This window comes from Cyanobacteria bacterium FACHB-DQ100 (genome assembly GCA_014695195.1).
GTDB lineage: Bacteria > Cyanobacteriota > Cyanobacteriia > Leptolyngbyales > Leptolyngbyaceae > Leptolyngbya.
In genome coordinates this window covers 189790-214000 of the sequence record JACJNW010000011.1, presented here as the reverse complement: position 1 = coordinate 214000, position 24211 = coordinate 189790, and the positions used below count along the sequence as shown (strand labels likewise).

At 47.5% G+C, this 24211-nt stretch carries 28 protein-coding genes and 1 pseudogene; 15 read left to right on the top strand and 14 right to left on the bottom strand.

Annotated elements, in window-relative coordinates; genetic code table 11:
- The first annotated feature begins 120 nt into the window (after positions 1 to 120).
- The 4 genes from H6F51_02925 to glgP all read left to right on the top strand — a co-directional run bounded on the left by H6F51_02925 (position 121) and on the right by glgP (position 4948).
- Entirely contained in the window at positions 121 to 1383 is a 1263-nt protein-coding gene (locus tag H6F51_02925; protein ID MBD1821468.1) for an FIST C-terminal domain-containing protein, read from the top strand.
- Positions 1384 to 1388: 5 nt separating this feature from the next.
- Complete coding sequence (gene trmB / locus H6F51_02920) at positions 1389 to 2024, top strand: tRNA (guanosine(46)-N7)-methyltransferase TrmB (protein ID MBD1821467.1); 636 nt, start codon at positions 1389 to 1391, stop codon at positions 2022 to 2024.
- A 228-nt stretch (positions 2025 to 2252) separates the two neighbouring features.
- The gene (locus H6F51_02915) at positions 2253 to 2513 is read left to right on the top strand and encodes a helix-turn-helix transcriptional regulator (protein ID MBD1821466.1); all 261 of its coding nucleotides are present in this window, start codon (positions 2253 to 2255) and stop codon (positions 2511 to 2513) included.
- Between the two features lie 215 nt (positions 2514 to 2728).
- Positions 2729 to 4948 carry an alpha-glucan family phosphorylase gene (gene glgP / locus H6F51_02910; protein ID MBD1821465.1) on the top strand — a complete coding sequence of 740 codons (2220 nt, stop codon included), beginning with the start codon at positions 2729 to 2731 and terminating at the stop codon, positions 4946 to 4948.
- A gap of 83 nt (positions 4949 to 5031) precedes the next feature.
- Here the strand turns inward: glgP and H6F51_02905 are convergent, their stop codons facing one another.
- Together H6F51_02905 and H6F51_02900 are read right to left on the bottom strand one after the other, a co-directional pair.
- Positions 5032 to 6048 carry a hypothetical protein gene (locus H6F51_02905; protein ID MBD1821464.1) on the bottom strand — a complete coding sequence of 339 codons (1017 nt, stop codon included), beginning with the start codon at positions 6046 to 6048 and terminating at the stop codon, positions 5032 to 5034.
- A gap of 2 nt (positions 6049 to 6050) precedes the next feature.
- Complete coding sequence (locus H6F51_02900) at positions 6051 to 6593, bottom strand: molecular chaperone DnaJ (protein ID MBD1821463.1); 543 nt, start codon at positions 6591 to 6593, stop codon at positions 6051 to 6053.
- Positions 6594 to 7043: 450 nt separating this feature from the next.
- Here H6F51_02900 and H6F51_02895 point away from each other — a divergent pair, with 450 nt between their 5' ends.
- Positions 7044 to 7520 (top strand): DUF1092 family protein, encoded by a 477-nt coding sequence (locus H6F51_02895; protein ID MBD1821462.1) that lies wholly within the window; start codon positions 7044 to 7046, stop codon positions 7518 to 7520.
- A gap of 44 nt (positions 7521 to 7564) precedes the next feature.
- Here H6F51_02895 and H6F51_02890 read toward each other — a convergent pair whose 3' ends face one another.
- The 3 genes from H6F51_02890 to H6F51_02880 form a co-directional block, all read right to left on the bottom strand.
- On the bottom strand, positions 7565 to 8674 hold the full coding sequence (locus tag H6F51_02890; protein MBD1821461.1) for a hypothetical protein: 1110 nt from the start codon (positions 8672 to 8674) through the stop codon (positions 7565 to 7567).
- Between the two features lie 96 nt (positions 8675 to 8770).
- Positions 8771 to 9067 carry a hypothetical protein gene (locus tag H6F51_02885; protein ID MBD1821460.1) on the bottom strand — a complete coding sequence of 99 codons (297 nt, stop codon included), beginning with the start codon at positions 9065 to 9067 and terminating at the stop codon, positions 8771 to 8773.
- A 407-nt stretch (positions 9068 to 9474) separates the two neighbouring features.
- The gene (locus H6F51_02880; protein ID MBD1821459.1) at positions 9475 to 10506 is read right to left on the bottom strand and encodes an aldo/keto reductase; all 1032 of its coding nucleotides are present in this window, start codon (positions 10504 to 10506) and stop codon (positions 9475 to 9477) included.
- A 262-nt stretch (positions 10507 to 10768) separates the two neighbouring features.
- On the opposite strand from H6F51_02880, the gene H6F51_02875 reads away from it, so the two are divergent.
- Positions 10769 to 11146 carry a hypothetical protein gene (locus H6F51_02875; GenBank protein ID MBD1821458.1) on the top strand — a complete coding sequence of 126 codons (378 nt, stop codon included), beginning with the start codon at positions 10769 to 10771 and terminating at the stop codon, positions 11144 to 11146.
- A 186-nt stretch (positions 11147 to 11332) separates the two neighbouring features.
- Positions 11333 to 12421, top strand: a complete 1089-nt coding sequence (locus H6F51_02870) for a phosphotransacetylase family protein (GenBank protein MBD1821457.1) — start codon at positions 11333 to 11335, stop codon at positions 12419 to 12421.
- Here the strand turns inward: H6F51_02870 and H6F51_02865 are convergent.
- From H6F51_02865 to H6F51_02850, 4 genes and pseudogenes are all read right to left on the bottom strand, one after another.
- A complete protein-coding gene (locus H6F51_02865) occupies positions 12418 to 12711 on the bottom strand; it encodes a DUF3593 domain-containing protein (GenBank protein MBD1821456.1) in 294 nt (97 codons plus the stop codon). The two genes, H6F51_02870 and H6F51_02865, sit on opposite strands and share 4 nt — an antisense overlap.
- On the bottom strand, positions 12708 to 13013 hold the full coding sequence (locus tag H6F51_02860) for a DUF2499 domain-containing protein (protein MBD1821455.1): 306 nt from the start codon (positions 13011 to 13013) through the stop codon (positions 12708 to 12710). Before H6F51_02860 ends, H6F51_02865 begins: the two co-directional genes overlap by 4 nt.
- 53 nt (positions 13014 to 13066) lie before the next feature.
- Positions 13067 to 13635 (bottom strand): annotated as a pseudogene (locus H6F51_02855) (Uma2 family endonuclease).
- Positions 13636 to 14161: 526 nt separating this feature from the next.
- The gene (locus H6F51_02850; GenBank protein ID MBD1821454.1) at positions 14162 to 14500 is read right to left on the bottom strand and encodes a hypothetical protein; all 339 of its coding nucleotides are present in this window, start codon (positions 14498 to 14500) and stop codon (positions 14162 to 14164) included.
- Positions 14501 to 14841: 341 nt separating this feature from the next.
- Here H6F51_02850 and csaB point away from each other — a divergent pair, with 341 nt between their 5' ends.
- Entirely contained in the window at positions 14842 to 15891 is a 1050-nt protein-coding gene (csaB, locus tag H6F51_02845; protein MBD1821453.1) for a polysaccharide pyruvyl transferase CsaB, read from the top strand.
- On the opposite strand, the gene H6F51_02840 is transcribed toward csaB, so the two are convergent.
- The 3 genes from H6F51_02840 to H6F51_02830 all read right to left on the bottom strand — a co-directional run bounded on the left by H6F51_02840 (position 15871) and on the right by H6F51_02830 (position 18087).
- On the bottom strand, positions 15871 to 17454 hold the full coding sequence (locus H6F51_02840; GenBank protein ID MBD1821452.1) for a glucose-6-phosphate isomerase: 1584 nt from the start codon (positions 17452 to 17454) through the stop codon (positions 15871 to 15873). The two genes, csaB and H6F51_02840, sit on opposite strands and share 21 nt — an antisense overlap.
- Before the next feature lie 115 nt (positions 17455 to 17569).
- Positions 17570 to 17854: a cytotoxic translational repressor of toxin-antitoxin stability system gene (locus H6F51_02835; protein MBD1821451.1), complete on the bottom strand. Its 285-nt coding sequence runs from the start codon at positions 17852 to 17854 to the stop codon at positions 17570 to 17572.
- A 14-nt stretch (positions 17855 to 17868) separates the two neighbouring features.
- Positions 17869 to 18087, bottom strand: coding sequence for a hypothetical protein (locus tag H6F51_02830; protein ID MBD1821450.1), 219 nt, complete (start codon positions 18085 to 18087; stop codon positions 17869 to 17871).
- Positions 18088 to 18254: 167 nt separating this feature from the next.
- Here H6F51_02830 and H6F51_02825 point away from each other — a divergent pair, with 167 nt between their 5' ends.
- The 3 genes from H6F51_02825 (at position 18255) to H6F51_02815 (ending at position 20446) form a co-directional block, all read left to right on the top strand.
- Positions 18255 to 19343 carry a branched-chain amino acid ABC transporter permease gene (locus tag H6F51_02825; GenBank protein ID MBD1821449.1) on the top strand — a complete coding sequence of 363 codons (1089 nt, stop codon included), beginning with the start codon at positions 18255 to 18257 and terminating at the stop codon, positions 19341 to 19343.
- Positions 19344 to 19345: 2 nt separating this feature from the next.
- Positions 19346 to 20116, top strand: a complete 771-nt coding sequence (locus H6F51_02820) for an ABC transporter ATP-binding protein (protein ID MBD1821448.1) — start codon at positions 19346 to 19348, stop codon at positions 20114 to 20116.
- Positions 20117 to 20251: 135 nt separating this feature from the next.
- Positions 20252 to 20446 carry a hypothetical protein gene (locus tag H6F51_02815; protein ID MBD1821447.1) on the top strand — a complete coding sequence of 65 codons (195 nt, stop codon included), beginning with the start codon at positions 20252 to 20254 and terminating at the stop codon, positions 20444 to 20446.
- Here the strand turns inward: H6F51_02815 and H6F51_02810 are convergent.
- Together H6F51_02810 and H6F51_02805 are read right to left on the bottom strand one after the other, a co-directional pair.
- On the bottom strand, positions 20412 to 21056 hold the full coding sequence (locus H6F51_02810) for an HAD family phosphatase (GenBank protein MBD1821446.1): 645 nt from the start codon (positions 21054 to 21056) through the stop codon (positions 20412 to 20414). The two genes, H6F51_02815 and H6F51_02810, sit on opposite strands and share 35 nt — an antisense overlap.
- Positions 21057 to 21096: 40 nt before the next feature.
- A complete protein-coding gene (locus H6F51_02805; GenBank protein MBD1821445.1) occupies positions 21097 to 21450 on the bottom strand; it encodes a hypothetical protein in 354 nt (117 codons plus the stop codon).
- Between the two features lie 114 nt (positions 21451 to 21564).
- Here H6F51_02805 and H6F51_02800 point away from each other — a divergent pair, with 114 nt between their 5' ends.
- From H6F51_02800 to H6F51_02785, 4 genes are all read left to right on the top strand, one after another.
- Positions 21565 to 22077: an adenine phosphoribosyltransferase gene (locus H6F51_02800; protein ID MBD1821444.1), complete on the top strand. Its 513-nt coding sequence runs from the start codon at positions 21565 to 21567 to the stop codon at positions 22075 to 22077.
- Between the two features lie 58 nt (positions 22078 to 22135).
- Positions 22136 to 23185 carry an ABC transporter permease gene (locus tag H6F51_02795; protein ID MBD1821443.1) on the top strand — a complete coding sequence of 350 codons (1050 nt, stop codon included), beginning with the start codon at positions 22136 to 22138 and terminating at the stop codon, positions 23183 to 23185.
- Positions 23185 to 23487 carry a hypothetical protein gene (locus tag H6F51_02790; protein ID MBD1821442.1) on the top strand — a complete coding sequence of 101 codons (303 nt, stop codon included), beginning with the start codon at positions 23185 to 23187 and terminating at the stop codon, positions 23485 to 23487. The genes H6F51_02795 and H6F51_02790 overlap by 1 nt, the downstream gene beginning before the upstream one ends.
- A gap of 177 nt (positions 23488 to 23664) precedes the next feature.
- The gene (locus tag H6F51_02785; protein MBD1821441.1) at positions 23665 to 24162 is read left to right on the top strand and encodes a hypothetical protein; all 498 of its coding nucleotides are present in this window, start codon (positions 23665 to 23667) and stop codon (positions 24160 to 24162) included.
- The last annotated feature ends 49 nt before the right edge of the window (positions 24163 to 24211 follow it).

The following is a 24211-nucleotide window of genomic DNA, read 5'->3' as shown; positions in this document are numbered from 1 at the left end:
TTCTGGCGACTCTACCGCAGGTGCGGTCTTCCGATCCCTCTTTCTTCGGATCTACAACCGTGTTCTACACTGGATTTACTGCGAAGTTTCTTTCGAGTCTATACACAGGAGCGATCGCACATGACAGAACCCTTAAATTCAATGCGGTGGGCAAGTGCGCTTTCAACTCGTCCATTTCTAGAAGCAGCGGTCGAGGAAGTGGTGACGCAGGCGCAAACGACGCTGCAAGCTTCGCCGGATCTGGGGTTTGTGTTCATCTCATCGGCGTTTGCGAGCGAGTATTCTCGATTGTTGCCGTTGCTGCGGGACAAGCTTCCGGGGGTATCGATCGTCGGGTGTAGCGGTGGCGGAATTGTGGGCATGACCCCACGAGGCAAGGTGCGAGAAGTCGAAGAGGAACCTGCACTAAGTCTAGTGTTGGCGCATTTGCCAGATGTGAAAGTCGCTCCGTTTTACGTCTCTGCAGGCGACCTGCCCGATTTAGACAGTGCGCCGAATACCTGGACAGATTTAATCGGAGTTGCGCCCTCAGACTCGCCAAATTTTGTTTTATTAGCCGATCTGCCTCGAATTAATGATTTGCTACAAGGCTTAGATTTTGCCTATCCAGGAGCGGCGAAAGTTGGAGGACTGGCAAGCTCTGGGATGCTAGGCGGCGGCGCGACTGGGCTATTTTGTGACGATCGCTTCTACCGAGAAGGCGCGGTGGGAGTGGCGCTGAGCGGGAATATCGTTCTCGATACGATCGTGGCTCAAGGCTGTCGTCCCATTGGTCAGCCGTACTGGGTTATGGAGGGAGAGCGAAACATCTTGCTGGCGATGCAGGAAGATGATGGCTCCGGTTTACCCTCCGATAGCTGTGCCGTGAAGCTCTCTCCCTTAGAGCAGCTACAAGAGCTGGTTCAAGGCTTGAGCGAAGACGATCGACTCTTAGCACAGCAGAACCACATCTTCATTGGGGTGGCGCAGAACGGATTTAAGCAGACTTTGGAGCCAGGCGATTTCTTAATTCGGAATTTGTTGGGGGTTGATCCGCGAGTCGGGGCAATCGCGATCGGCGATTTGATTCGTCCGGGACAGCGCATTCAATTTCACCTCAGAGATGCAGAAACTTCTGCGGAAGATTTAGATCTGTTGCTACGGCGATATGTGCAGGCGAGTCAAGCGAATCCGTCTCCGATCGGGGCGCTGATGTTTTCTTGCCTGGGGCGGGGCGAAGGACTGTATGGAGAGCCAAATTTTGATTCGCAATTGGTGAATGAATATTTGGAAGATTTGCCGATCGCGGGCTTTTTCTGCAATGGTGAAATTGGGCCTGTGGGTGGCAGTACGTTTCTGCACGGCTACACCTCCGTTTTTGGAATTTGTCGAGAGAAGGAATAAGTTTTGTGGCGATCGTTCGAGTTCGAGAACACGTTAATCCGCTGAGCCGAAAATATCAAACTCCCACGACTCCGCCGGACTGGGATCAGGTATTTGCTGATCCATCCCTCCCGTTGCACTTAGATATTGGTTGCGGTCGGGGGATCTTTTTGTTGAAGATGGCGCAAGCCGATCCAGAGTGGAATTATTTGGGCTTAGAGATTCGAGAACCGATCGTCGATCAAGCGCTGGAATGGCGGAACGAAGCAGGCTTAAAGAATTTGCATTACATTTTCTGCAATGTCAGCAACTCGCTACAGCCCATTTTGGCCTCGTTGCAACCGGGCACTCTAGCGCGAGTGAGCATTCAGTTTCCTGATCCTTGGTTTAAGCGCAAACACCAAAAGCGGCGGGTTGTGCAGCCAGAAATAGTAGCAACGCTGGCAGAGTTTATGAATCCGGGGGCGATCGTCTTTCTGCAATCTGACATTCTGGATGTGGCGAAGAAGATGGTCGATCGTTTTGCCGAATCGCCTCGATTTGTGCGAGAAGATTCAGACTGGCTACCCGACAATCCACTCCCGATCCCAACCGAGCGTGAGCTAATGGTCACGTCATTTGGCGACCCGATTTATCGAGCAACTTTCCGCAAATCGGAGTAAATTAGTCGTTTGAAAAGTTAACAAATCGCATTGGCAGCCTTTCTAACATTGAAGTTAGAAGGAGTAGAATTGCCGCGATCGCTGGGCTTTGTCTTTAACTTGCAACGATTAATTACAGCGATCGTGGAATAGAACGTTGTAACAATCCCATCAGCTAAGCTAAGTGAATCACGCATGTTGCGATCTACGACCCTTTACGAACCTTATTAGCTTTGCCAAAATTTCGACATGGGAAAAGCAGGAAAGGCACTCAAACAGGTACTCTCCACCTATGGGATCAGCCAAAACCGTCTGGCTGTGACAATGGGAATCAACCGATCGACCGTGCATCAATGGGTAAATGAGATTAGCGATCCCCTTGCTGAAGCCGTCACACACATGATCAAAGCCTTGCGGCAGATTAACAGCACCGCAGCCGAAGACTTTATCGATTTGTATCTAGAACGTCAACCCCCGCAACCTTCAGCCGAGCCTGAAGACAATCTGTAATTCTGCCTTGTCGATCGTTAAACAGTGCTAGAAATCGATAGAACAGGACTAAAGTGAAACGAGCTAAAATCCGAATCTATCGATCGCGGTTTAAACGTTCGGCTACGCTCTGTCCATTTGCGGATTCGGAATTTTTGGAAATCAGACAAGCTGCAAGACACATTTCCAACGATTCAGAGTTCCATCGTTTAAGAAAGCAAAGAGATCTCCAACCTATGACCTATATTTCGACTGTCAATCCGGCTGACAGACTGAGTGCACGTTTACCCCAAGCCTTGAAGCCGCTGGCTGAGATTGCACATAACTACTGGTGGTGTTGGACACCGGATATGATTTCGCTGTTTCAGTCGATCAATCCCGATGAATGGGAACGCTGCGGACATAATCCGGTCGCACTACTTGAAACTATTAGCTACGATCGTTTGACCCAACTGGCTTCTGAACCGAGCTACATGAGTCGGCTCAAGGCATTGTCAGAACAGTTCACTCAGTACGTCAATTCAACCGATACTTGGTCGAGCCGCGTTGCCCCTCAGATTACACCAGAGCATCCGATCGCGTATTTCTGTGCGGAGTTCGGTCTGCACGAATCGCTGCAAATCTATTCGGGTGGTTTAGGAATTCTGGCTGGGGATCACTTGAAGTCTGCTTCAGATTTGGGTGTTCCTTTGGTCGCGGTGGGTTTGCTCTATCGCCAAGGCTATTTCCGTCAGCGCCTAAATCAAAGTGGCTGGCAAGAAGACTATTACATCAACAATCCGTTCGAGCGGTTGCCGCTGCAATTGTTGACCGATGCAAACGGACAGCCTTTAGTGTTTGAAGTGCTGGTGCGGCATCGGAATGTCAAAGTGCAAGTCTGGAAGGCTCAAGTCGGACGAGTCAGCTTATTCCTGATGGATACCGATCGCGAAGACAATGATCCGATCGATCGCTGGCTTACGGGTCACTTATACGGCGGCAACCAGGAAACCCGGATTGCTCAAGAAGTGATTTTAGGAATTGGTGGCGTTCGGGCACTCAAAACCGTCGGAATTGAACCCTCTGTTTATCACCTGAACGAAGGACACGCCGCATTCTGTCTGCTCGAAGTCTGTCGGCAAGAAATCGAGAAAACAGGCAAATCGTTCTACGACATTGAGAAATCAGTGCGCGATCGCTGTGTGTTTACCACTCATACCCCAGTTCCTGCCGGACATGATGTGTTCTCAGCCGATTTGATGGATTCGTTCTTTGCAACATACTGGGGACAATTGGGATTGTCTCGCGAACAGTTTCTTGCACTGGGCGCCCGTCGATTGGGTGATCCCTGGGAACCGTTTGGAATGACAGTTTTAGCGTTGCGGCTGTGTCGATCGGCAAATGGGGTCAGCGAACTCCACGGAGAAGTCTCGCGCAAAATGTGGACAGTTCTCTATCCCGAAAAGAGCGAAGACAATGTACCGATCGGCTATATCACCAATGGCGTTCATGCTGGCACCTGGACTTCTGCGATGATGGCGGATCTGTACCGCAAGTATCTGGGTGAAGACTGGACAACCAAAGTGCTTGACCCCCAAACTTGGGCGAAAATCGACAATGCACCGGATGAGGAAATTTGGTGGCGGCATCAAATTCTCAAAGAACGCTTAGTGGCTCACACCCGCCAAAAGGTGAAGACTGCACGACAAAATCGTGGGGAAGATTGGAGCTTGATCGAAGCGACCGATCATCTACTTGATCCAAAAATTCTGACGATCGGCTTTGCCCGTCGATTCAGCCCCTACAAGCGTGGCGATTTGCTACTGAGAAATGCTGAAAAAGCACTGAAAATCTTCAGCAATGATGAGCGTCCTGTCCAAATCATCTTCTCTGGCAAGGCTCACCCCGCCGACGAAGAAGGTAAGCGGATTATTCAGCGCATTATGGAATGGTGTAAAACCAATCCGCATGTGGGCGATCGTGTTGCCTTTATTGAAGACTACGATATGCACACCGCTCGTAAGCTCGTTCAAGGGGTCGATGTGTGGCTGAATAATCCCCGTCGTCCTCTTGAGGCTTCGGGAACCAGTGGTCAAAAGGTCTGCTTTAATGGCGGTCTCAATTGCAGCGTTCTCGATGGCTGGTGGTGTGAAGGCTACAAAACCGATGCGAATGGCAAAGCGCTGAATGGTTGGGCGATCGGTGAAGATGCTCACACCAGCGATCAAGCCCTTCAAGACAAGATCGATTCTGATTCGCTGTACGACCTGCTAGAAAACCAGATCGTGCCGCTCTACTATGACCAGGATGAGAACGGCATTCCACACGGTTGGATTCAGATGATGAAGGGATCGATTAAGACGAACTGCCCAGCGTTTAATACGCATCGCATGATCGCGGATTATGTGGCACAGGTGTATGCTCCGGGCATTCAGGCAAATGTGCCGCTCACGTTGGCGAAAGTGCCGCAAAGTTAGTTAATCGCTTCTAAATTTTGATCCGCTCAATTCCAAATTTTTAGGAGTTGAGCGGATTTTTCTGGAATAGGCTCCACCAAAAATTATGACACTTTGCTGACAGGAAGATACAAGACATGGGGCTTTCGCGCATCTACAGGTTGAGGATTACCAAGAATTTGCTTCTGCTTCTCTAGCCAAATCACAACCTTAGAGTTGCTTGGATAGTATTGATGTACGAATTTAATGAAATCATCAATTGTACAAGGCTTATTTGTTCCTCCCATAAACGTATGGAATTGATCATGCACCTCAAGGGTAAGCGTAATTAGATTGTTTTCGACATCTGCAAGATAGGGATATGCATTGCACGAGTACAAGTGATGTGCAGCTAATTGGAGATTGTCAACTTTGTCCGGTCTTTTTCCTGTAACTTTGCAAGTCTTACCATCTCGTCGCTTTGCTTTGTCCTTCGCCTTCTGGATACCTTTTTCGCGTTCCAGAATCTGGTCAACAATGTCTTTAACTTGTGGCTGAATAACTTCGCCTACATCTTTACACCACTCACGACGGTTCTTCTGTGTTAATGATGCTTCTAAAGTTTGAGCCAGCTTGAAGACACCGGATAATGAATAATGCAACCCACCTTCATCAATGAAATCGTCAAAGTCTTCACCCTTCAGCATTGGTCTGTCACTTCGTTGTGCAGCTTCAGCCATTTTGCTCAAGTAGTCTGATCTGGTACCAAATATAGTAACAGCATCAGATTTTGAAATGAAGAAGCGATTGTTTCGTTTGATTAGCGAAGAACAGTTATCAAGAATTTTCTTCTTGATGAATGCTCTACGGATTTCTCGCTTCGTATGTAGAAACCATTCTTTGATGAGATCCCAAAAACCAGGCTTGCGAGTTGCTTCTAAGTAACGAGAGATCGTGTATGCCCCAGATGTTGTGTACTCGCGTAATCCGTTTCCGTTCACAACTCTGTAGTCTTTGTTTTTAACTAGCTCCCATTCATCGTCTGGAACTGCATCGAAAAACTGTTCGATTGCAATCAATTCTTGAGAACTAATCTTCAGAGTTTTGATCAGTTCCTTAGATGCGATGTAAATCTCTGCCATCTCTAGAACCTCTCAGTTAAGCTTTTGTAAAAGATTGTCAAACGACTGAAAACTTCAGCATTTCCAGTTTCAGGAATGTCTGGATGATAGATTTTGCTTAATTCTCGATATGCAGATTTCACATCATCAGTAGAAGCTGTTTGGGAATTAAGTCCAAATGCTCTCCAGGGCAAATCGTATTTGAAGATGCTAATGCCATTGACACAACCGTATCCCGTCTCGTTTTCCTCTTCAGGTAAAACTCCGATAAACTTGCGGTACAGAATCTCCCAGCCTTCCTTTTTACCAAGCTCTAATTTTTCCATGCCATTTGTTGCCATCTGGAACGCACCCGATTTCTTCAAGGTGCTAGTATCTGCAACATTGAAGTGCTGGTAGACAGCAAGCTTAAGTTGAGTGAGAGTTAAAGACTTTTTAGATGGTTTCTTAGGTAATTTCTTCTTGCAATTCTCAACTACAAACTGAGCAAATTCTTCAAGAACAATCGAATCAATCCCCTGTAGCTCAACGATACGAGCTATTTCGTTTTGGATAAGCTCATTCAGGCTTGACTTAGCTGCGTCTGAACTTTTTTTCTGCTTAGAAGTTGACTTTTCTTTCTTAGAGTGAGTTGTTGTCATAGAAAATTCTCTAAGTGTGAGACGGTACATTTGAGTTGATAGGGGAGCAATACTTCCAAATTACCCAGACAACCAAACTGGGTAACGTAAAAAATTTATCAACTTGCTTTTAGCGAAAAGAAAATTGCTTATAAGCAGAAGAAGTCCCTGTATTTCTGCCAAGTAAGGAATTTGATAATTGCTTGAAAGCGTAATCCTCATTAAGATACAAGTTCGGATACTGGTCTTTGATAGTAATTCGGCGAAGATTTTAGCGAACAGACAAAGTTTTGATGAATAGTTCTATTAATTCACCAACCTATCGAACTTCTCTCCCCAAGATTGCTTACGCTCTAAATCTCATAGAATAGAGTTCGTTCTACATTCTGTCGGTTTATGCGAAATCCTCCTCAGCCGTTGCCCGAAAATTTGTGGGGAGAACAATGGCGATTTGCATCGCTACGATCGGGTGATTTAGTTGATACGATCGCCAATCGCACCATTCCGATCGTCGAAATGCCCGAAGCGCTGTATCCCGTTAATTTAGGCATTGCATCGACAGTTCCGATTCCGGGAGTCGTAATTGATGGGGGACGACGATCGATGCAGTTAGCCCGATGGTTAAAGGCAAGTCAGCCCGTGTCGCTTGACGCGATCGCAGGTGCGCCGGATGGATTGATTTTAAATGCGGGAGAGGTAGATCGCTGGATCGTCGCAACATTTGAAGATCCAGAAGTGAGAAGCGCTGCCCAACTATTTGAACAGCGCAAAAAAGAGAGCGATCGATTACATTTTCTGTTAATTCAACCTGACGATTCAGGAATGACTTACACCGGATTTTGGTTGCTGAGAAGCCAAGGACTTAAGGCTTGAAAATATCTTTCGCAGTTTGCCCACAAGTGTTTACAAACCATCCATCAAATCCTGCACCGACGACACCCCCAGCAATTGGAACAAGCTTCATTAAATTGATGACTCCTTTCTCGTCTGCTTTTGTAATGAGCCGGAATCCAATTTTTGTTAATCCCAATCAAGACTTTGCCAGGAATCTGACTAATCACGCTCTTGAAAGCTTTGTTACCGATTTGAACTCCAGCAGTTTGGAGAACGCTTTTTGCTGATTCCCCAAGCAGACACAACAAAATCATTGTTCGGACTTGCTGCGAGTTGATAGCGTATCCACGAAGATAAGCAATTGCGGCGGCTGTACTTGCGCCTAGCGCATAACATGAGAGCAGACTCGCAGGAATTGAAACTGGGAGAAGAGCAATTTGATATTGATTCTGCTTCTCCGCAACAATCTGCTTTAGCTCTGCTTCTCGCTGGCGTTGCTCTGCCTGAAGTTGTGCCTGCTCGATCGAGAACTGTTGGTCTTCTTCGGATTGCTGTCGATCGAGGAGTGCAGTTTTGATTACAGTTGCCTGACGTTCTGTGCTGCTTGATGGCTGCAATCTAGCGCTTGCACTCGGATAGACCGGAGGTGAAAGCTTGATTGCTGATGTTTTTACAGTCTCCCACGGCAAACTCGAAATCTGTAAGATTGAAGCAAAGCATTGTCTACTGACGATCGCCACTCCTGTCATTAATGCTGCACCTGTAGTAAGGGCAGCAATCAGAAATCCCGCTCTCTGCCGCATGGTTGAACGAGACTTTGAGTAAGACATCGGTGGCGTAATCACCCACGGAAGAGGCGGATCTTCTATTGATAAAACAAACGACGAATCAGACCGGGCACATTGGTCTAACAATAAATTCAGTAACTCCTTAGAGCAACTTGTTTCGGAGGGCAGTGTGAGAAATTCTAGAATACGTGAAGTTTGATCTGCATAAAAAGTCTGGGCATCGTCGCTCAATAGGTCTGTAGACTCAAGTAACGCCTGATCGACTTGACTGAGCAACAATGCCAAACCATCATTCGTTTCTGCTATTTCTAAAATTTCACTGATTCGATCCGTATCATCCTCAGACAATACAGGCTGACTAGAAAGCAACGCATATTGTCGCAGCACAGGCAAGCATAGAGCCACTCATGCTTGCCTGTGCTGCACTCTGATCGCTTGAAGAAATTGCATCAAGATCAGGGGCACGAAGATACCAATCGTCGATCTCGTTCAGCACAAAGTCTAATCCTTCGTGCTGTGTTGCAAGCTCAAGGATCTGAGCAAGGCGATCGCTTTCACCGCTCGGTTATAGGCATCGAGAAAGATGTCGCGGGGGTCGTACTGATGCTCTAAATGAAACTGTCGCAGCTTCCAAGCAATGAATGGAAGAATCTGATGCAGATTGTCTGTCTCACCGTTTAGCACCTCAGCAACTATGAGATCGAGACGGTGGCGCTGACGATCGAATGAACTGATTAATACAGAGTTATCTGAGGGCTGCGGGTCGGGCATGGGGCTATTCAAAGGGGGGCTTGTCATAGTCGGTAGTCCCTTAATTTGTAGATGAGAACAGGGCGAAGCCATCACACCACCGCACAGAAGCGACACTTGAACCATCGGAAGAAGGCACGAGAAACAATGAACTCTTCGAGTTCCCGTAGGGCTTTTAAGGGGCACAAGAAGCGGACAACAGAGCGCACATCAATTGCCGCTCTTGTTATTACTGTGTAAATTCCAGCGTGAGTGTGACAGTTCGCCTGAGCGTAAATTCATACCAAATTGATTTGTGGATGCGACAGATTCTCGCCCCCTAAATCCCCCATTCTGGGGGACTTTGAGTATGATCTGTCGCGTTCTATGTTTAATTCGGTATCACTTTTACGCGATCGCAGCACATTGCACGATCGTCACATACACCGATCGTGCCAATCTCAAGTTATATAAAATTAACGAGTGCGATCGAGTTGAGCAATCACGCCACCAAAGGCAGAATTCTGTACCATTTCAGATTGCAGAAAATCATGCGGGAATCCCAGCTCGATCGCGCTAGCTTCGTTGAGTCGCTGAAGCTGTTCTGGCGTTAGCTCAAATTCTAAACAAGCGAGATTCTCCTGAAGTTGCTCCAGTTTACGTGAGCCAACGATCGGAATGGTTCCCCCCGGTTGCTGCCGTATCCAGTTGAGCGCGACTTGCGCCGGGAGTCGATCAATTTCGCAGGCAATATCTACCACAGTCTGCGCGATCGCAAGCTGTTTCTCGGTCACAGGTCTTGAGCTATTCGGATTGCTTAAGCGTCCATCCACAGGGTCGGGCCTGTTGTATTTTCCGGTCAAAATTCCCGCACCAAGGGGACTCCAGGCAGTGACTCCAATCTCAAACGCCCGCGCCATTGGCAGTAAATCACGTTCCGGTGTCCGTTCAACCAGTGAATATTCGATTTGTAAGCCGATAAACGGTGTCCAACCGCGCAACTGCGCGATCGTATTGGCTTGCGAAATAATCCAGGCAGGCGTATCAGAAATACCGATGTAAAGGATCTTCCCTTGACGTACCAAATCATCAAACGATCGCATCACTTCTTCGACTGGAGTTGTATGATCCCAAGCGTGTAACCAAAGCAGATCAATGTATTCCAGATTCAATCGCTTTAGGCTTGCTTCAACAGCTTGCACCATGTTCTTCCGGTGATTGCCGACGGCATTCACACCCCCGTTTCCCACATTCAGCGAATATTTTGTTGCAACGACCCATTTCTCGCGATCGGGCTTGACAAACTCTCCAACAAACTTCTCGCTGGTGCCATTCGTATATAGATTCGCGGTATCAATAAAATTTCCGCCTGCTGCCGTAAACGTATCGAACATCTTGCGGCTTTCTTCATACGTCCCTCCCCAGCCCCAATCATCGCCAAATGTCATCGTGCCTAGGCAAAGTTCAGAAACCCGCAGTCCGCTGTGTCCTAAAAGTTTGTAGCGCATGAGATTCTCCTGATTAGTAGCGAGGATAGGAGGTCGGGAAATATCAACCGTTATAACCATTACCGGCACGATCGACAAACACATTCGCGCTGAATGGCGATCGTCTTCCCCAAAGTTTCTGCCGCGAAAGCGGTGTGCGTTGCTTTTCAACGTGGAAGAAATTTTGCGCTTTGTGGAGTTCCTGTCAGTCCGGGGAACACTAGGCAAGCCCGCAAGATACTCAAGCGACTCCGCTCACTTGGATTGACGAAACAGGATGATTATGTCCATCGAGAAACTTCAGCCCGCACCAGCACAGCAAGTCGGTGTTTACACGCCATACTATCCGCAGGTCAACAAAAAGCAGCTTCTACCCTTTGCGATCAGTCTTTATCAAAAAGGCGCGTTAGAAGGAGAGCGCAAAATCGAAGGCGGTTCTAGTATTCCGTTTATTGCGACTTGGAATGTTTCGACCCTGCCAGCGGATTTGTGCCGCTGCCGCATTCAGTTTGAGGGGAATGCAGATCTTAGCTATGAAGTGATGATGGCAAACTTTGAGTTTGTCGATTTCCTAATCGAAGTCATTCTTAACTTTAAGCGCAGCCGCCTTTCTGATTTTTCGCAAGCGTTTTATCGCAAGCTACTCCGCATCGACGATTAGAATTAATCTGGTTTGAGGGGGACGATCGTATGCGATCGTCCCCCTTATTTTTTTGCCGCTTTATTTTGCGTTTCCTATAATAATGTTCTGTAATGCTAATGTGCGTTAAAACCCATCTACATAAGTAAGGTAGAATTCTTAGTCTGAGACAGCTCTTTAGATTTATCAATTAACCGGAGTAGGAGTGTGCCAAAGTCCGCTAAGTATTTATTAATCGGTTCGCTAGAAGCGTATAGTGGCAAATCTGCTGCGATTCTAGGACTGGCTCACCAACTGAAAGCGCGAGGGCTAGATCTGGCTTACGGTAAGGCGCTAGGGGGGGGATGGGGGCAAACCCAAATGGCAGACAACGATGGCGATATTCAGTTTGTTGCGGAAACGATCGGGCTGAGTGATGATCGGCTCCAAACTCCGGTGCTGGTGCTGAATGCCGATACCGTAGAAAAGCGTCTCAACGGTTCTGATACCCAGGATTATGGTCAACGGTTGGCTCAGCGATCGCAAACCCAGGGCGGCGATTTGGTCATTCTCGAAGGCCCTGGAACCCTGAGCGAAGGTAAATTATTTAATCTGTCGCTGCTGCAAGTTGCGGATGCGATCCAAGCGCCCGTGATGTTGGTGGCGCGATTTCATTCGGTGTTGTTGTTAGATCCGATTCTGACTGCTAAAGAACAGTTGGGCGATCGTTTAATCGGTGTTCTGATCAATGATGTGCCCAAGGATCAAATTGATTCGATTAACACTTCGTTCCGTCCGTATTTAGAAAAGCAGGGAATTGCTGTTTTTGGTGTGTTGCCGAGCAATACGCTGCTGAGAAGCGTGAGTGTTGCGGAATTAGTGCATCAGCTCAAGGCTGAGGTTCTGTGTCGTGGCGATCGCTTGGATCACATGGTCGAGAGTTTGACGATCGGAGCAATGAACGTGAACTCTGCTTTGAAATACTTCCGCGCCCGTCAAAATATGGCAGTAGTGACAGGGGGTGATCGGACTGACTTGCAGCTTGCCGCGCTGGAAACTTCAACTCAGTGTATTATTCTGACCGGACATATCCCGCCCACAAAAGAGATCATTTCACGCGCAGAAGATCTAGAAATTCCGATTCTCTCAGTCGATTTGGATACGCTGACAACGGTTGAAATTATCGAACGTGCCTTTGGCGAAGTGCGACTGCAAGAACCGATCAAATTTCAATGTATTTGTCAGATGATTGAGACTTATTTTGATAGCGATCGCCTGCTTTCGACTCTGGGATTAATGCCTGCTGAAGCGCGTTAATTCTGCGAAAGCTTCTCGATCGCGGCTTGCCGAAATCCCAACACAATCAGAATATTCGACAAAGTAAGAAAAGATTCCGCGCTGCCATGTAGCCAATCGACATCTGCCAATTGCTTACCGTAATACACCTGGGCATAAATTGCCGCAGGAATGGTAATTGCAACAAATACTAGGGTCATGTAGAAGCCAATTAATGCAAGACGAGGTGTTTTTTGCGATCGCGTCAAGAACCACAAGAATCCTAAATAGGGAAACAATGACAGTGCAAATAATGTTTCTTTAGAAATCATGATTCTGTTTTTTGAGTAGAACGCCAAATCCACCAGCCTGCGGCACAGCAGGTACAATTTCCCACGACCGTCATCGCGGCTTGCAGGGTAACTAACCAATCGAGGGCAGGCACATTATCGAAGAAATGCCAGGTACAAGCACACATTGCACTCACCAGCGCCGGAAGCATTCCGAACGAGAGCGATCGCCACACCAAGTCGCCGCTAATTTCGGCATAGCGCCAAATTAACCAAATTGCCGCAATCCATTCGATTACGCTGGAAACGTGGATAATCCAAGTGGGAATTGAAAGAGCCGTCATACCGTAGAGCGAAAGGTACTCGTTCAATTCTAAAGGGTCTCAGCATTGCTGATTTAAGAATTTGCGAGTTTCAGCCAGCCAAACAACTCACCGACGGTTAGCTGTAAGGTTGACATAAAAGCAGGAACCGGAAGTAGCTGCTCTGGCTCCTGAATAAAGTCGGGTTGTTGCCCGGATGGATAGGCAAAAACTGATTTGATTTTGGGATCAATCAGCCAGCCCATTTGACAGCCAAACTTGAGACAGTGCAAGATGTTGGCTATGACGTTTGACTGGTTTTGATCTGGAGAAAGAATCTCGATCGTCCAATCCGGCGGTGCATTGAACACATTTGCAATATCTCCGTCTTGATCTAAAGGAATTCGATCCCAAGTAAAGACTGCAATATCAGGCACGATCGATCGCCAAAGGTGCAGCGTAATTCTGGAAATGCTAAGGCAATCTGTTGGGGTTCAGCGATGTTGTTAATCTCGGTGCCGAGTTTCCCCTGTAGCTTGCTATGTTTTCCTTGCGGCATCGGCTTTTGCACCGGTTGACCTTCAATGTATTCGGTTGCAGGCTTGGTTTCTGGAAGTTGCAAAAACCCTGCTAACGTTAGTGTTTTTTCAGAATTTTGCACCATTGTCAATGCCTCAACTTGCTGCTGATTTGGGATGTTTGATTCCGATAATTATCTCTTTTACTCGATTTCTGACAGGGGCATTCCTTGGAACCGTACCTATTTCCAAAATACATTTGTACATTCAAGTAGGCAGAACTCTGGAATAACAAGAGCAACCTCTATTTGTAGTTGAGAGAAAAGAATTTTGACTTGTGGAGTAAAGCGATCGACAATAAAGCGTTGAACCACGATACTAGTGTCCACGACATAGCATGTTGTCATCAATCGCGATCCTCGCACAGTAGCTCAAGGGTAGATTTTGACCCAGGCGGAGGAGTCCACATATGACGATCAATCGATTCTAGAATTTCTTGCAGCGATCATGGATCTCTCGGTGCTGGCTGCAATTTCTCTTCCACTACCTGTGTTACAAATGCTTTGAGATCGTCGATCGTCATGTCAGCAACTCGTTTTGTGTTCATCATGAGAACTCCAAAAAGCAATGTATTACCTTAGTTTACTAACTGCTGTAAGGCTGCGGCGATGTCTACTCGATCGGAAATCCTGGAATGAGTTGATCGATTTCTTCCATCAATTGCATCGTTTCTTTGAGGGCAACGACAATGTTTTGATAGTGCAGTACATCATCAAAAGATAAAGTTCGTTTCGCTTTTTTGCGGTCTTTTAGCCATTTATCTAACACTTGATAGCCGCCAATTTTGAATTTCCAGATTTGGGATGAGATGCCTTCAAAATAGCGATCGCGGTTAATATAAACTTGCTGTTCTGTAGATTTGTAGGTCACTTTGGTAACAGTATTCTCTCCATCACCGCTCATTTTTGTGATTAGTTTTGCGATGAGTTTGTTGAGCTTCTTTGATTTCATTAGATGCAGGGCTACTAATTCTTCGCCTTGTCTGAATCATTCAGTAATTCTTTCAGCGCTGGATAATGACTACGCTCACTGCCTTTCTGCAAGTTTTTCTGAATCGACTTTAGGCAAGCATCAAAAGAGAGACGACATTAAATCATTGCCCTACTGAGCTTGGTCTGCTGCTGTCGCCTATTTTCTCAGGCAATCGTTTTTGAGGAAATCCAGATTGAGCAGCGATCGAAACCCAGTATCTTACCTTATTTTAATTTTGGCGCACAATCTTGAGTCTAGAGAGAGCCGTCATAGTAGAGTTAATGTCACCTGTTCAATTCTAGAAGTTCCGAGCATCGCTTATGCGTGCAGTTCTGTGTGGCTACTATGGCATGGGAAACGGAGGCGATGAGGCGTTATTAGCTTCGTTGCTGCAATTGTTGCCGGATGATGTCGAACCGATCGTGCTGTCCGGTGATCCTGCCCAAACTCGCGATCGCTATCGAGTGGAGGCGGTCGATCGTAAATCTTTCCCTGCGGTGCTGAGTGCCTTACGCCGCTCCGATGCGTTTATCTGGGGTGGGGGTAGTTTGATGCAGGATGCGACCAGTGCAATGAATCCGATTTATTACGGTGGACTGATGCGGTTGGCGCAAATCATGGGATTGAAAACGATCGCATGGGCACAAGGAATCGGGCCGCTCAAGCGATCGTGGGTGAAGCAGTTAACGCGATCGACCTTTAAGCACTGTACCGGGGTGAGTGTGCGCGATCGGGCTTCTGCGGCGCTATTACACGAATGGCAAATTCCGTTTACGCTGGCACCTGATCCGGTTTGGGCGATGGAATCGACACCCGTGACAGGCTTATGGAATCTACCTGCGCCCAGAGTTGCGGTGAATTTGCGATCGCATCGGCATCTCACTCCGGAACGCTTAGCCGTTTTCACTCGTGCATTGATTGACTTTCAGAAAGCCACACAAACTTGCTTACTGTTACTGCCATTCCAAGCCAGTCAAGATTTTGCGATCGCGCAATCGCTCTACGAACAGCTACCCGAAGTCAGTCACATTCTGCAAATTCAGCATCCGCAGGAATTAAAAGGCGTGTTCCGGGGTGTGGAAATGACGATCGCAATGCGGCTTCACGGATTGATCATGGCGGCGGCGGAAGGCTGTCGCTGTTTTGGGTTGAGCTACGATCCGAAAGTAACTCAACTCATGAGCGATCTGGAAATGCCGGGATGCGCGATCGCGGATTTACCTACAGATGCGAATGAGTTGAGTCGGATGTGGATCGAGTTGTATGCGAACGGAGACGCGCTCTCAGACGATCAGATTTATGGATTAGTCGATCGCGCTCTGTTTCATCAAATGGTGCTAGAGCAAGCGTTAGAACGCGCTCACCGTTAAGCTTCCCGGTTTGGATAAATCACCGTGGAGCTTCACGCCGCGATCGTTCGCTGCTAAGTGCCGCACAATTTTGTAAATCGATTCTACTTCATCGGGCTTTCCGACGTTAATCGCCAGAGTTTGTAATGGGATCGGCGTTTTTTCTTGCTGCAAGACTTCGGTCACTTTGCGCTGTAGATCGAGAATGGCAGCAGCAGCTTTTTTACCTGCTTCTACTCCAGGTTGGTGATACGCATTCACATTGACTAGAAATCCATAGAAACCAACAGCACGATCGTATAACGCAATCAGAGCACCAATGTGAAGGGGAGTCACTTCGGGAATCGTTACGGTAATAGAATCGCGATCGTTTTCGTACAACGCTTTGCGAGTACCTTGAAGCAAACCAGAGAGATAATCACCGGAGGTCACACCCGGTTCAACTTCGATCGAGGATTTAGCGCGATCGTGCAACACTTCAATGAACGTTAGAAAGAAATTCGGCACACCTTCGCGTAATTGCTGCACATAAGCGTGTTGGTCGGTACTGCCTTTGTTACCGTAAACCGCAATCCCTTGATACACAGTGTTTCCATCAAGATCTTTTTCCTTACCGAGCGATTCCATGACTAGCTGTTGCAGATACCGGCTAAACAACAGCAAGCTATCTTTGTACGGCAGAACGACCATATCTTTTTCGCCTTTGCCGTTGCCAGAATAGTACCAACTCAGAGCAAGCAACGCCGCAGGATTCGTTTTCAAGTTGGGAACGCGAGTTGCAATGTCCATTTCTCGCGCTCCTTCCAGCATTTGTTGAATGGGAATTCCTTGCAGTGCAGCCGGAACTAACCCCACTGCTGACAGTTCCGAAGTCCGACCGCCCACCCAATCGTGCATTGGGAAAGTCGTCAACCAGCCCTGTGATTTGGCTAAACGATCGAGTTCACTGCCTCTACCTGTAATGGCGATCGCGTTCTTGCTAAAATCCAATCCTTTCTGCTTGAAAGTATTCTGAACTTCCAGCATTCCATTGCGCGGCTCTGGTGTACTGCCCGATTTAGAAATCACAATCACTAACGTTGTGTTTAAGCGATCGCCCAATTTTGCTAACGTGCGATCGATCCCGGCCGGATCAGTGTTGTCGATGAAATGAATCGCTAAAGCAGACCCTCCACCCAATGCCTCCGCAACGAATTGCGGGCCTAATGCAGAACCGCCAATCCCGATCGACAAAACATCCGTAAATTTCTCAGCGCTCGGTGGATGGATTGCACCCGAATGCACATCACGCGCAAAATTTTCAATCGCCTTGATCGTTTCAATAATATCGGCTTTCAGCTCATCGTTTGGCGCGAGATTCGGGTCTCTCAGCCAGTAATGACCGACCATGCGGTTTTCGTCGGGATTTGCGATCGCGCCTGCTTCGAGGTCTTTCATCTGGGCAAACGCTTGTTCAAATTTCGGCAGCATCGATTCGACAAAGCGATCGTCAAATCGCATTCGACTGACATCCAAATACAGGGATAGTCCGTCGTGATAATACAGCCAGTCTTGATATCGTTGCCAAAGTGTTGAAGCAGTCATACGTCGCCTCTATTGTGTAGCTCTGATGCTAGTTTATAAGCGGTGGGGGAGCGGGGGAGTAGGGAGTAGGGAAGATTTAAGGAATTTGTTCTGGCGAAATCAACTTTACCCGCTTCTAAATCGTCGGTTCTGGTAATATTCGTAGAAATTTAATAATCTGTCCAGTGACTTCGATGCTAATCAGACAATGATCGATCGTGAACCGATATAGAATTTCGCTATCTTCTAACGCTTGAAATTCGGGTAAATCTTTGAGTTGGTTGATCTGAAAGAAGTCTTCAAACACAAACCGATACATCCGTTGCATCGCCGCGGACTCCAGGCTTTTAAGGTCGATGAGAAAAGTGCGATCGTATTGAACCTCTAAGCGAGCTGGCAGCAACATCGCACCAACGGGCATTGTTCTAATTCTGCTCATAATGTGCGGGGCGAGGGTTGCAGGATAGGCAACAGGTGCATCGCTTCTTCGCGGGTGAGGGTATCGCCAGGTTTGTGAGCGCGTTGGGCTTCCTCGATCGCTTTCAGCATATAAAGGTCATAATAAGCAGTCTCAAGCACTGCCCAAAGCTGTTCTAGCTCCTCGTCGGACAGACGATCGATGAGATGATGGGCGCGACTGCGGTAGAGATTCATGTTCCGGCGGCAACAGCTTATCTCTGTTGAGGGTGCCCATGCCGATGAGTCAGATCGCCTTCTGGCAGGAATTGCCACAGATTGTGTCCCCGCTTAGGATACGATTTCATTACAAAAGCGCACATCTCATCCCTATGCTGGATTATCTCTTCTCATTCGATCCCGGCTTGATCGGTTATTTGGTGTTTCTGATTGTGTCTGTTGCGATTTACGGAATCTTTAGCTTGGGGCTAAATCTGCAATGGGGCTACACCGGATTGATTAATTTCGGTCATGTGGCATTTATGACGATCGGAGCCTATACAACGTCCCTGTTAACACTTTCAGGAACTCCGATTTTAATTGCGGTGCTGATTGGAGGATTTTTGGCAGCGTTTTTGGGGTTGCTGATGGGATTTTCGACGCTGCGACTGCGCGAGGATTATCTCTCGATCGTGACGATCGGGGTTTCCGAATTAGTCCGACTCGTGGCGCTCAATGAAGACTGGCTCACTAAGGGAGCCTTTGGAGTTCAGAGTTTTCCGCTTCCATTGGGAGAGTTTCGTCCCACGATCGGGACGCGCATTGGCATGATCGCGATCGTGCTGCCCATCTTTGGATTTGTCGCGTGGAAATTAGCGCAGCAGTTGATCGTGCGTGTTAAAAAGCGGCGAACATTGGGGACGATCGCTTCAGGGGTGTTGATTTTTCTAACTCTGCGATTGGCGCTGGTCAGCGCGATCGCGCTTTATGACTATTCGAGCAATCAAGCCCGCAACGGCTTATTGTTTCTCTCTCTGCTCGCCGTAGCGCTGGTGTATTGGGCGTTAGAGCGATTAGTTCATTCCCCGTGGGGGCGTGTTCTGAAAGCGATTCGAGAAGATGAACAAGTGGCGAAAGCGCTCGGTAAGAATGTCTTTCTCTACAAACTGCAATCCTTGATGCTAGGCGGATTTATTGCCGGAATTGCAGGTGCATTCTTCGCATGGCAACTTAGCACCGTGTATCCCACAAACTTTGAACCGATCGTTACCTTCCAAGCCTGGATTATTATGATTCTCGGCGGTGCAGGTAATAACGCTGGAACACTCTTAGGTGCAGGAATCTATTGGGCTTATACGGCATTTACCCGCGACTTAGAGCGCATCCTGCCGCTCGGTGCAGACCAAATCGGTGCACTGCGAATTATGTTGATCGGACTGATTTTGATGGTGTTAATGCTGTTTAGACCACAAGGCATTTTAGGCAATAAAGACGAACTGACGCTGGGGAAATAACGATGCAGACTTCAAACACCGCCGTTCTCGCCGCCACGGGACTGATGAAGAGTTTTGGTGGCATCAAAGCCGTGAATAATGCTGCGATCGAAGTGCTTCCGGGCAGCATTACGGGATTGATCGGGCCTAACGGAGCCGGGAAAACGACGCTATTCAATCTGTTGTCAAACTTTATTCCACCTGATCAGGGCAAAGTGTTATTTGATGGAGAAGCGATCGAATCGCTCCAACCCCACGAGATCGCTCAACGCGGCATGATTCGCACTTTTCAGGTCGCACGAGTGCTATCGCGCTTGTCGGTCATGGACAATATGCTGTTAGCGGCTCAAAAGCAGACCGGAGAGAATTTTATTAATACTTGGTTGTTCTCGAACCGCATTCGACAGGAGGAACGGGAGAACCGCGATCGAGCAGTGGAAATTCTACAATCGGTCGGACTCGCAGCAAAAGCAAACGATTACGCGGGCGCACTCTCCGGCGGTCAGCGCAAACTGTTAGAGATTGCCCGCGCTTTGATGACTCGTCCAAAGCTCGTTTTACTCGATGAACCCGCAGCCGGTGTCAATCCTACGTTGATCAATCAAATCTGTGAATACATTCAGTATTGGAACAGCCAAGGACTCACTTTTTTGATTATTGAACACAACATGGACGTGATTATGTCGTTGTGCGATCGCGTCTGGGTTTTAGCAGAAGGAACCAATCTCGCAGAAGGTAGCCCCACTGAAATTCAATCGAATGCCAAAGTGTTAGAAGCGTATTTAGGTCAATAGGGCGGCGATCGACCCACGTGAAATCACAGCTTAGAAGGTTGACGCAAGCGGGATTTGCTCAGTACCCTTACCGATGGAGACTTTATCTTTAAAAAGTTTCTGTAAAGAATTCAAGCCCCATTGAGGACAGTCATCATGCAGCCTTCATCTTTTCGTGATTCAGAAACGACTCCGAAAGCGCAAGCAGCCGACGAAGTTGGAGGAATGTTGGATGCGTTTGTCAGCCTAGAAGAAATTTCGCCTGACCTTGACTGGATGGAAACGATCGCAGATAGCTGGGGAATTCCCTATAACGCTACTTCAGCAGCGCCCAAAGCTCAGGAGCAGTAAAATCAGCGATCGCAAATTTCACGCCTAGTCCGTTTAAGGTTTCCGGCATTTGAGTGGAGGTAATGCCGATCGTTGGAATTCCTGCTGCAACTGCCGATCGCACTCCTGATGGTGAATCCTCAAAGGCGAGTGCCTGATGCGCCTCTAAGCCAAACTCTTTCAGCGCATAGCTGTAAGGCGCAGGATCGGGTTTACCAATGCCGAGATCGTCCGCCAAAATTAAGCGATCGAACACCTGATCTAACTTCAACACTTGCAGCATAAAGTGAGCGTTTTCGCGAGGCGCATTCGTCACCACCGCTTGCTTGAGAGAATGCTGCTTTGCCCAATCGATTAGCTCCAGTAAGCCTGCCATCGGTTGCAGTTGAGTGGCTAATTCTCGAAATCGGGCTTCTTTGCGATCGGCGAGCGCTTCACTTTCAGGCGGGGTCAATTGAGGTAAAAATTCTGCGATGATCGGTGGATTGGTTCGACCGCTCATTCGCTGTTTGTAAATCGTTTCATTAATCGAGATTCCAAATTCACTGAGGCAGTCTTGCCAAGCGATGAAATGAACCGGATCAGTATCCGCGATCGTTCCGTCTAAGTCGTAGAGAATGGCAGCCAGCACAACCTTACCTTGATAAAACTTCACCTTAGAGTAGCGTAGATTAGCGCTGCGCGATCGAAGCCGGAGAACTGGGTGAGCCAAAAATTGGGCTAGCATCGAGTCCCGTCACCAGTTGAAATTCTGCGGCATCAAATGAAACGGCAATCGAATCGGTCTGCCATTGGTCTAGCAATTCTTGAACTTGACGAAAAAAATCAATCCCGCGCACCATTGGAACCCGTGCCCAATTTCGCACAATTGTTTCCACCAATGCCAACTCAATTAGTCCAGTCGGATACAGTTGCAACATTGCCGTCAAGCAAGCATCGCACAACTCATGATCTTCGCCATCTAATTGATAGCTACTAATAATGTGTTTGATTCGCTGTTGTTGGATCTGTTGCTGAAGAGACATTGTTGCTGGAGAGACATTGATACTGCGCGATTCGTTATGTTCAAGCGTATCTCAACTTGATCAGTTTGAATGATAACTTGTGAGATATCTCAGTTCTGTTTGCCCTAAATCACTATGGATCTCAAACCTTTTATTCGCGAAATTCCAGATTTTCCCAAACCCGGAATTTCGTTTAAAGACATCACAACGCTCTTGCAAGATCCCACCGGACTCAAAGCCACGATCGATCTATTTGCCGAGAAATGTTCGGATCTCAATCCAGAGTTTATTGTCGGAATGGAGTCAAGAGGATTTATCTTCGGTGCGCCATTAGCTTACAAAATGGATATCGGTTTTATTCCGGTGCGGAAGCCTGGAAAACTACCCGCAGCCGTTCACGCGATCGAATACGACTTAGAGTACGGCACCGATTGCTTGGAAATGCACCAAGATGCTGTACACCCTGGAAGCCGAATCCTAATGGTCGATGACTTAATCGCAACAGGTGGCACCGCAGGCGCGACCGCAAAATTGATTCAACAAATTGGCTGCGAACTGGTTGGATGCGCCTTTGTGATCGAACTGAAAGACCTGAAGGGACGCGATCGACTGCCTCAAGTTCCCATCATTACACTCGTCGAATACTAGCGCTATAATCACAAAACCGATCGCAAAAATCCCTTATGACGGATCGCAAAAATCCCTTATGACGACCTCTACACCGAGAAGATTTCGATCTGGATTGGATCGAGTTGTTGAGCTTTTAACGAGCGACACTTCGATCTATGTGTTCAAGCGATTGTTGCAGGCATTATTTACGCTTTTTCTTGCTGCAGCGTTGAGCTTTTTCATTATTCAGCTTGCCCCCGGAGATTATCTCGATACCTTGCGCGAAAATCCAAAAATTTCGCCAGAGCGAATTGATCAACTGCGGCGGCAATATGGCTTAGATAAATCCTGGATCGAACAGTTTTTCTTATGGGTGTGGAACATTATCACTAAAGGCGATTTTGGCACAAGCTTCGTTTACAACCGCTCGGTGGTTTCGCTCCTTTGGGAACGAGTGCCGCCGACCTTGTTACTCGCCATTACTTCGCTGATTGTGACTTGGGGTGTGGCGATTCCGCTGGGTGTGCTGGCGGCGATTAAGCAGCAAAGATGGGTCGATCGAGTGCTGCAAGTTTTGAGCTACACCGGACAGGGATTTCCAAGCTTTATTACGGCGTTGTTACTGTTAATTTTCGCGCAGAATACTTCCCCCCTGTTTCCGGTGGGAGACTTAACCAGTATTGATTTTGCCGACTTAACTCCGTTAGGTAAAGTTCTTGATGTAGCGTGGCATCTGGTTTTACCGACTTTGGCGCTAGCGATCGCGGGTTTCGCTGGATTGCAGCGCATTATGCGAGGACAGTTGCTCGATGTGTTGCGCCAAGATTATGTTCAGACGGCTCGTGCGAAAGGGCTTCCAGAGAATCGCGTTATTTATGTTCATGCGTTGAGAAATGCCATCAACCCGTTGATCACCTTGCTAGGATTTGAATTTGCCAGCCTGCTGGGTGGCGCATTTATTACAGAGAACTTTTTCAATTTACCGGGGCTGGGAAGGCTGATTCTACAAGCGGTACAAGCACAAGATTTGTATTTAATTATGTCGAGCCTAATGATGGGAGCCGTGATGTTAATTCTGGGAAACTTGCTGGCTGATCTACTATTAAAGGCAGTTGATCCCCGGATTAGTCTGGAAGACCTGAATTAATGTTTTCGCAATCCTATTATTTAATTCGATCGAGAACCGACGGCAGTTATCTCGCGGCTTACCCCAAGTTGAGTGATGACCAGGTGCGATCGCCTGAACATGGATATGTTCTTTTGTTTCAGGAGCAATATGATGCACTCGGATACTTGAATAAATTTGCAGGCGAGATGAGCGATCGTTTTGTCACGGAACTGATCTCCGGGTCACAACTGAGACCCTTGCTCGATCGCTGGGGCTACAAGGGATTTGGCATGGTGAAAGATCCTTTGATTCCGACGATTGAATTTCTCTCAAAGGGATAATAGACAAGTAGGCTCATCCGCCTTTCGGCAGGGTTGGTGTTTAATGAAACTCTCCCTGGTTACAGATGTTCGTGAAGGCAGAATTTTGAGTAGATAAGGGCAGATTAATGCGATGCTGCTGAATTTCACTTTTGCAGAATCCTAAGAAAAATTGCTGTACCTTTGGAGGGTATTTGTATGAAATCTCTGTTATCTGGACTCCGTTATGTGTTAACCATCTGCTTATGTGCGGTGTTATTGTTCTCGTCGTTTGTGCCGAGCGCGTCTGCTCAAGCGGTTGTAAAAGACAAACCGATGGCGAATGAACCCAGTGCATCGACGACCAAAGCGGCAAAAGAATATGAGGGTGCTGCAAGAGAAACGATCGACAAAGGTGGGTTGCAATCTTTAGAAGAAGTGCGCGATCGTACAAAGGGTGGCGGACTGAATGAAGTGCAAGGAACGGCTGGCTTCTACAACATGAAGCGCCCCTCAAACACCAGTGCAGACTCGATCGAGGAGAAAATCGAGCAAGGCTTAGAGAAGGCAACTGGCAAGGCAGGCGAAGGTTCAGAAAAGCTGACGAAAGAAGCTAAGAAAGCGCAAAAGCAAGCTGAAAAGCAAGCGAAGAAAACCGCAAAGGAAGCTGAAAAGCAAGCGAAAAAGGCAGCAAAGGCAATGGATATGGACGACTAATTTAGTCGAACCTACAGTAAGGCAAAATGGGGGCGATCGCCCCTTTTTT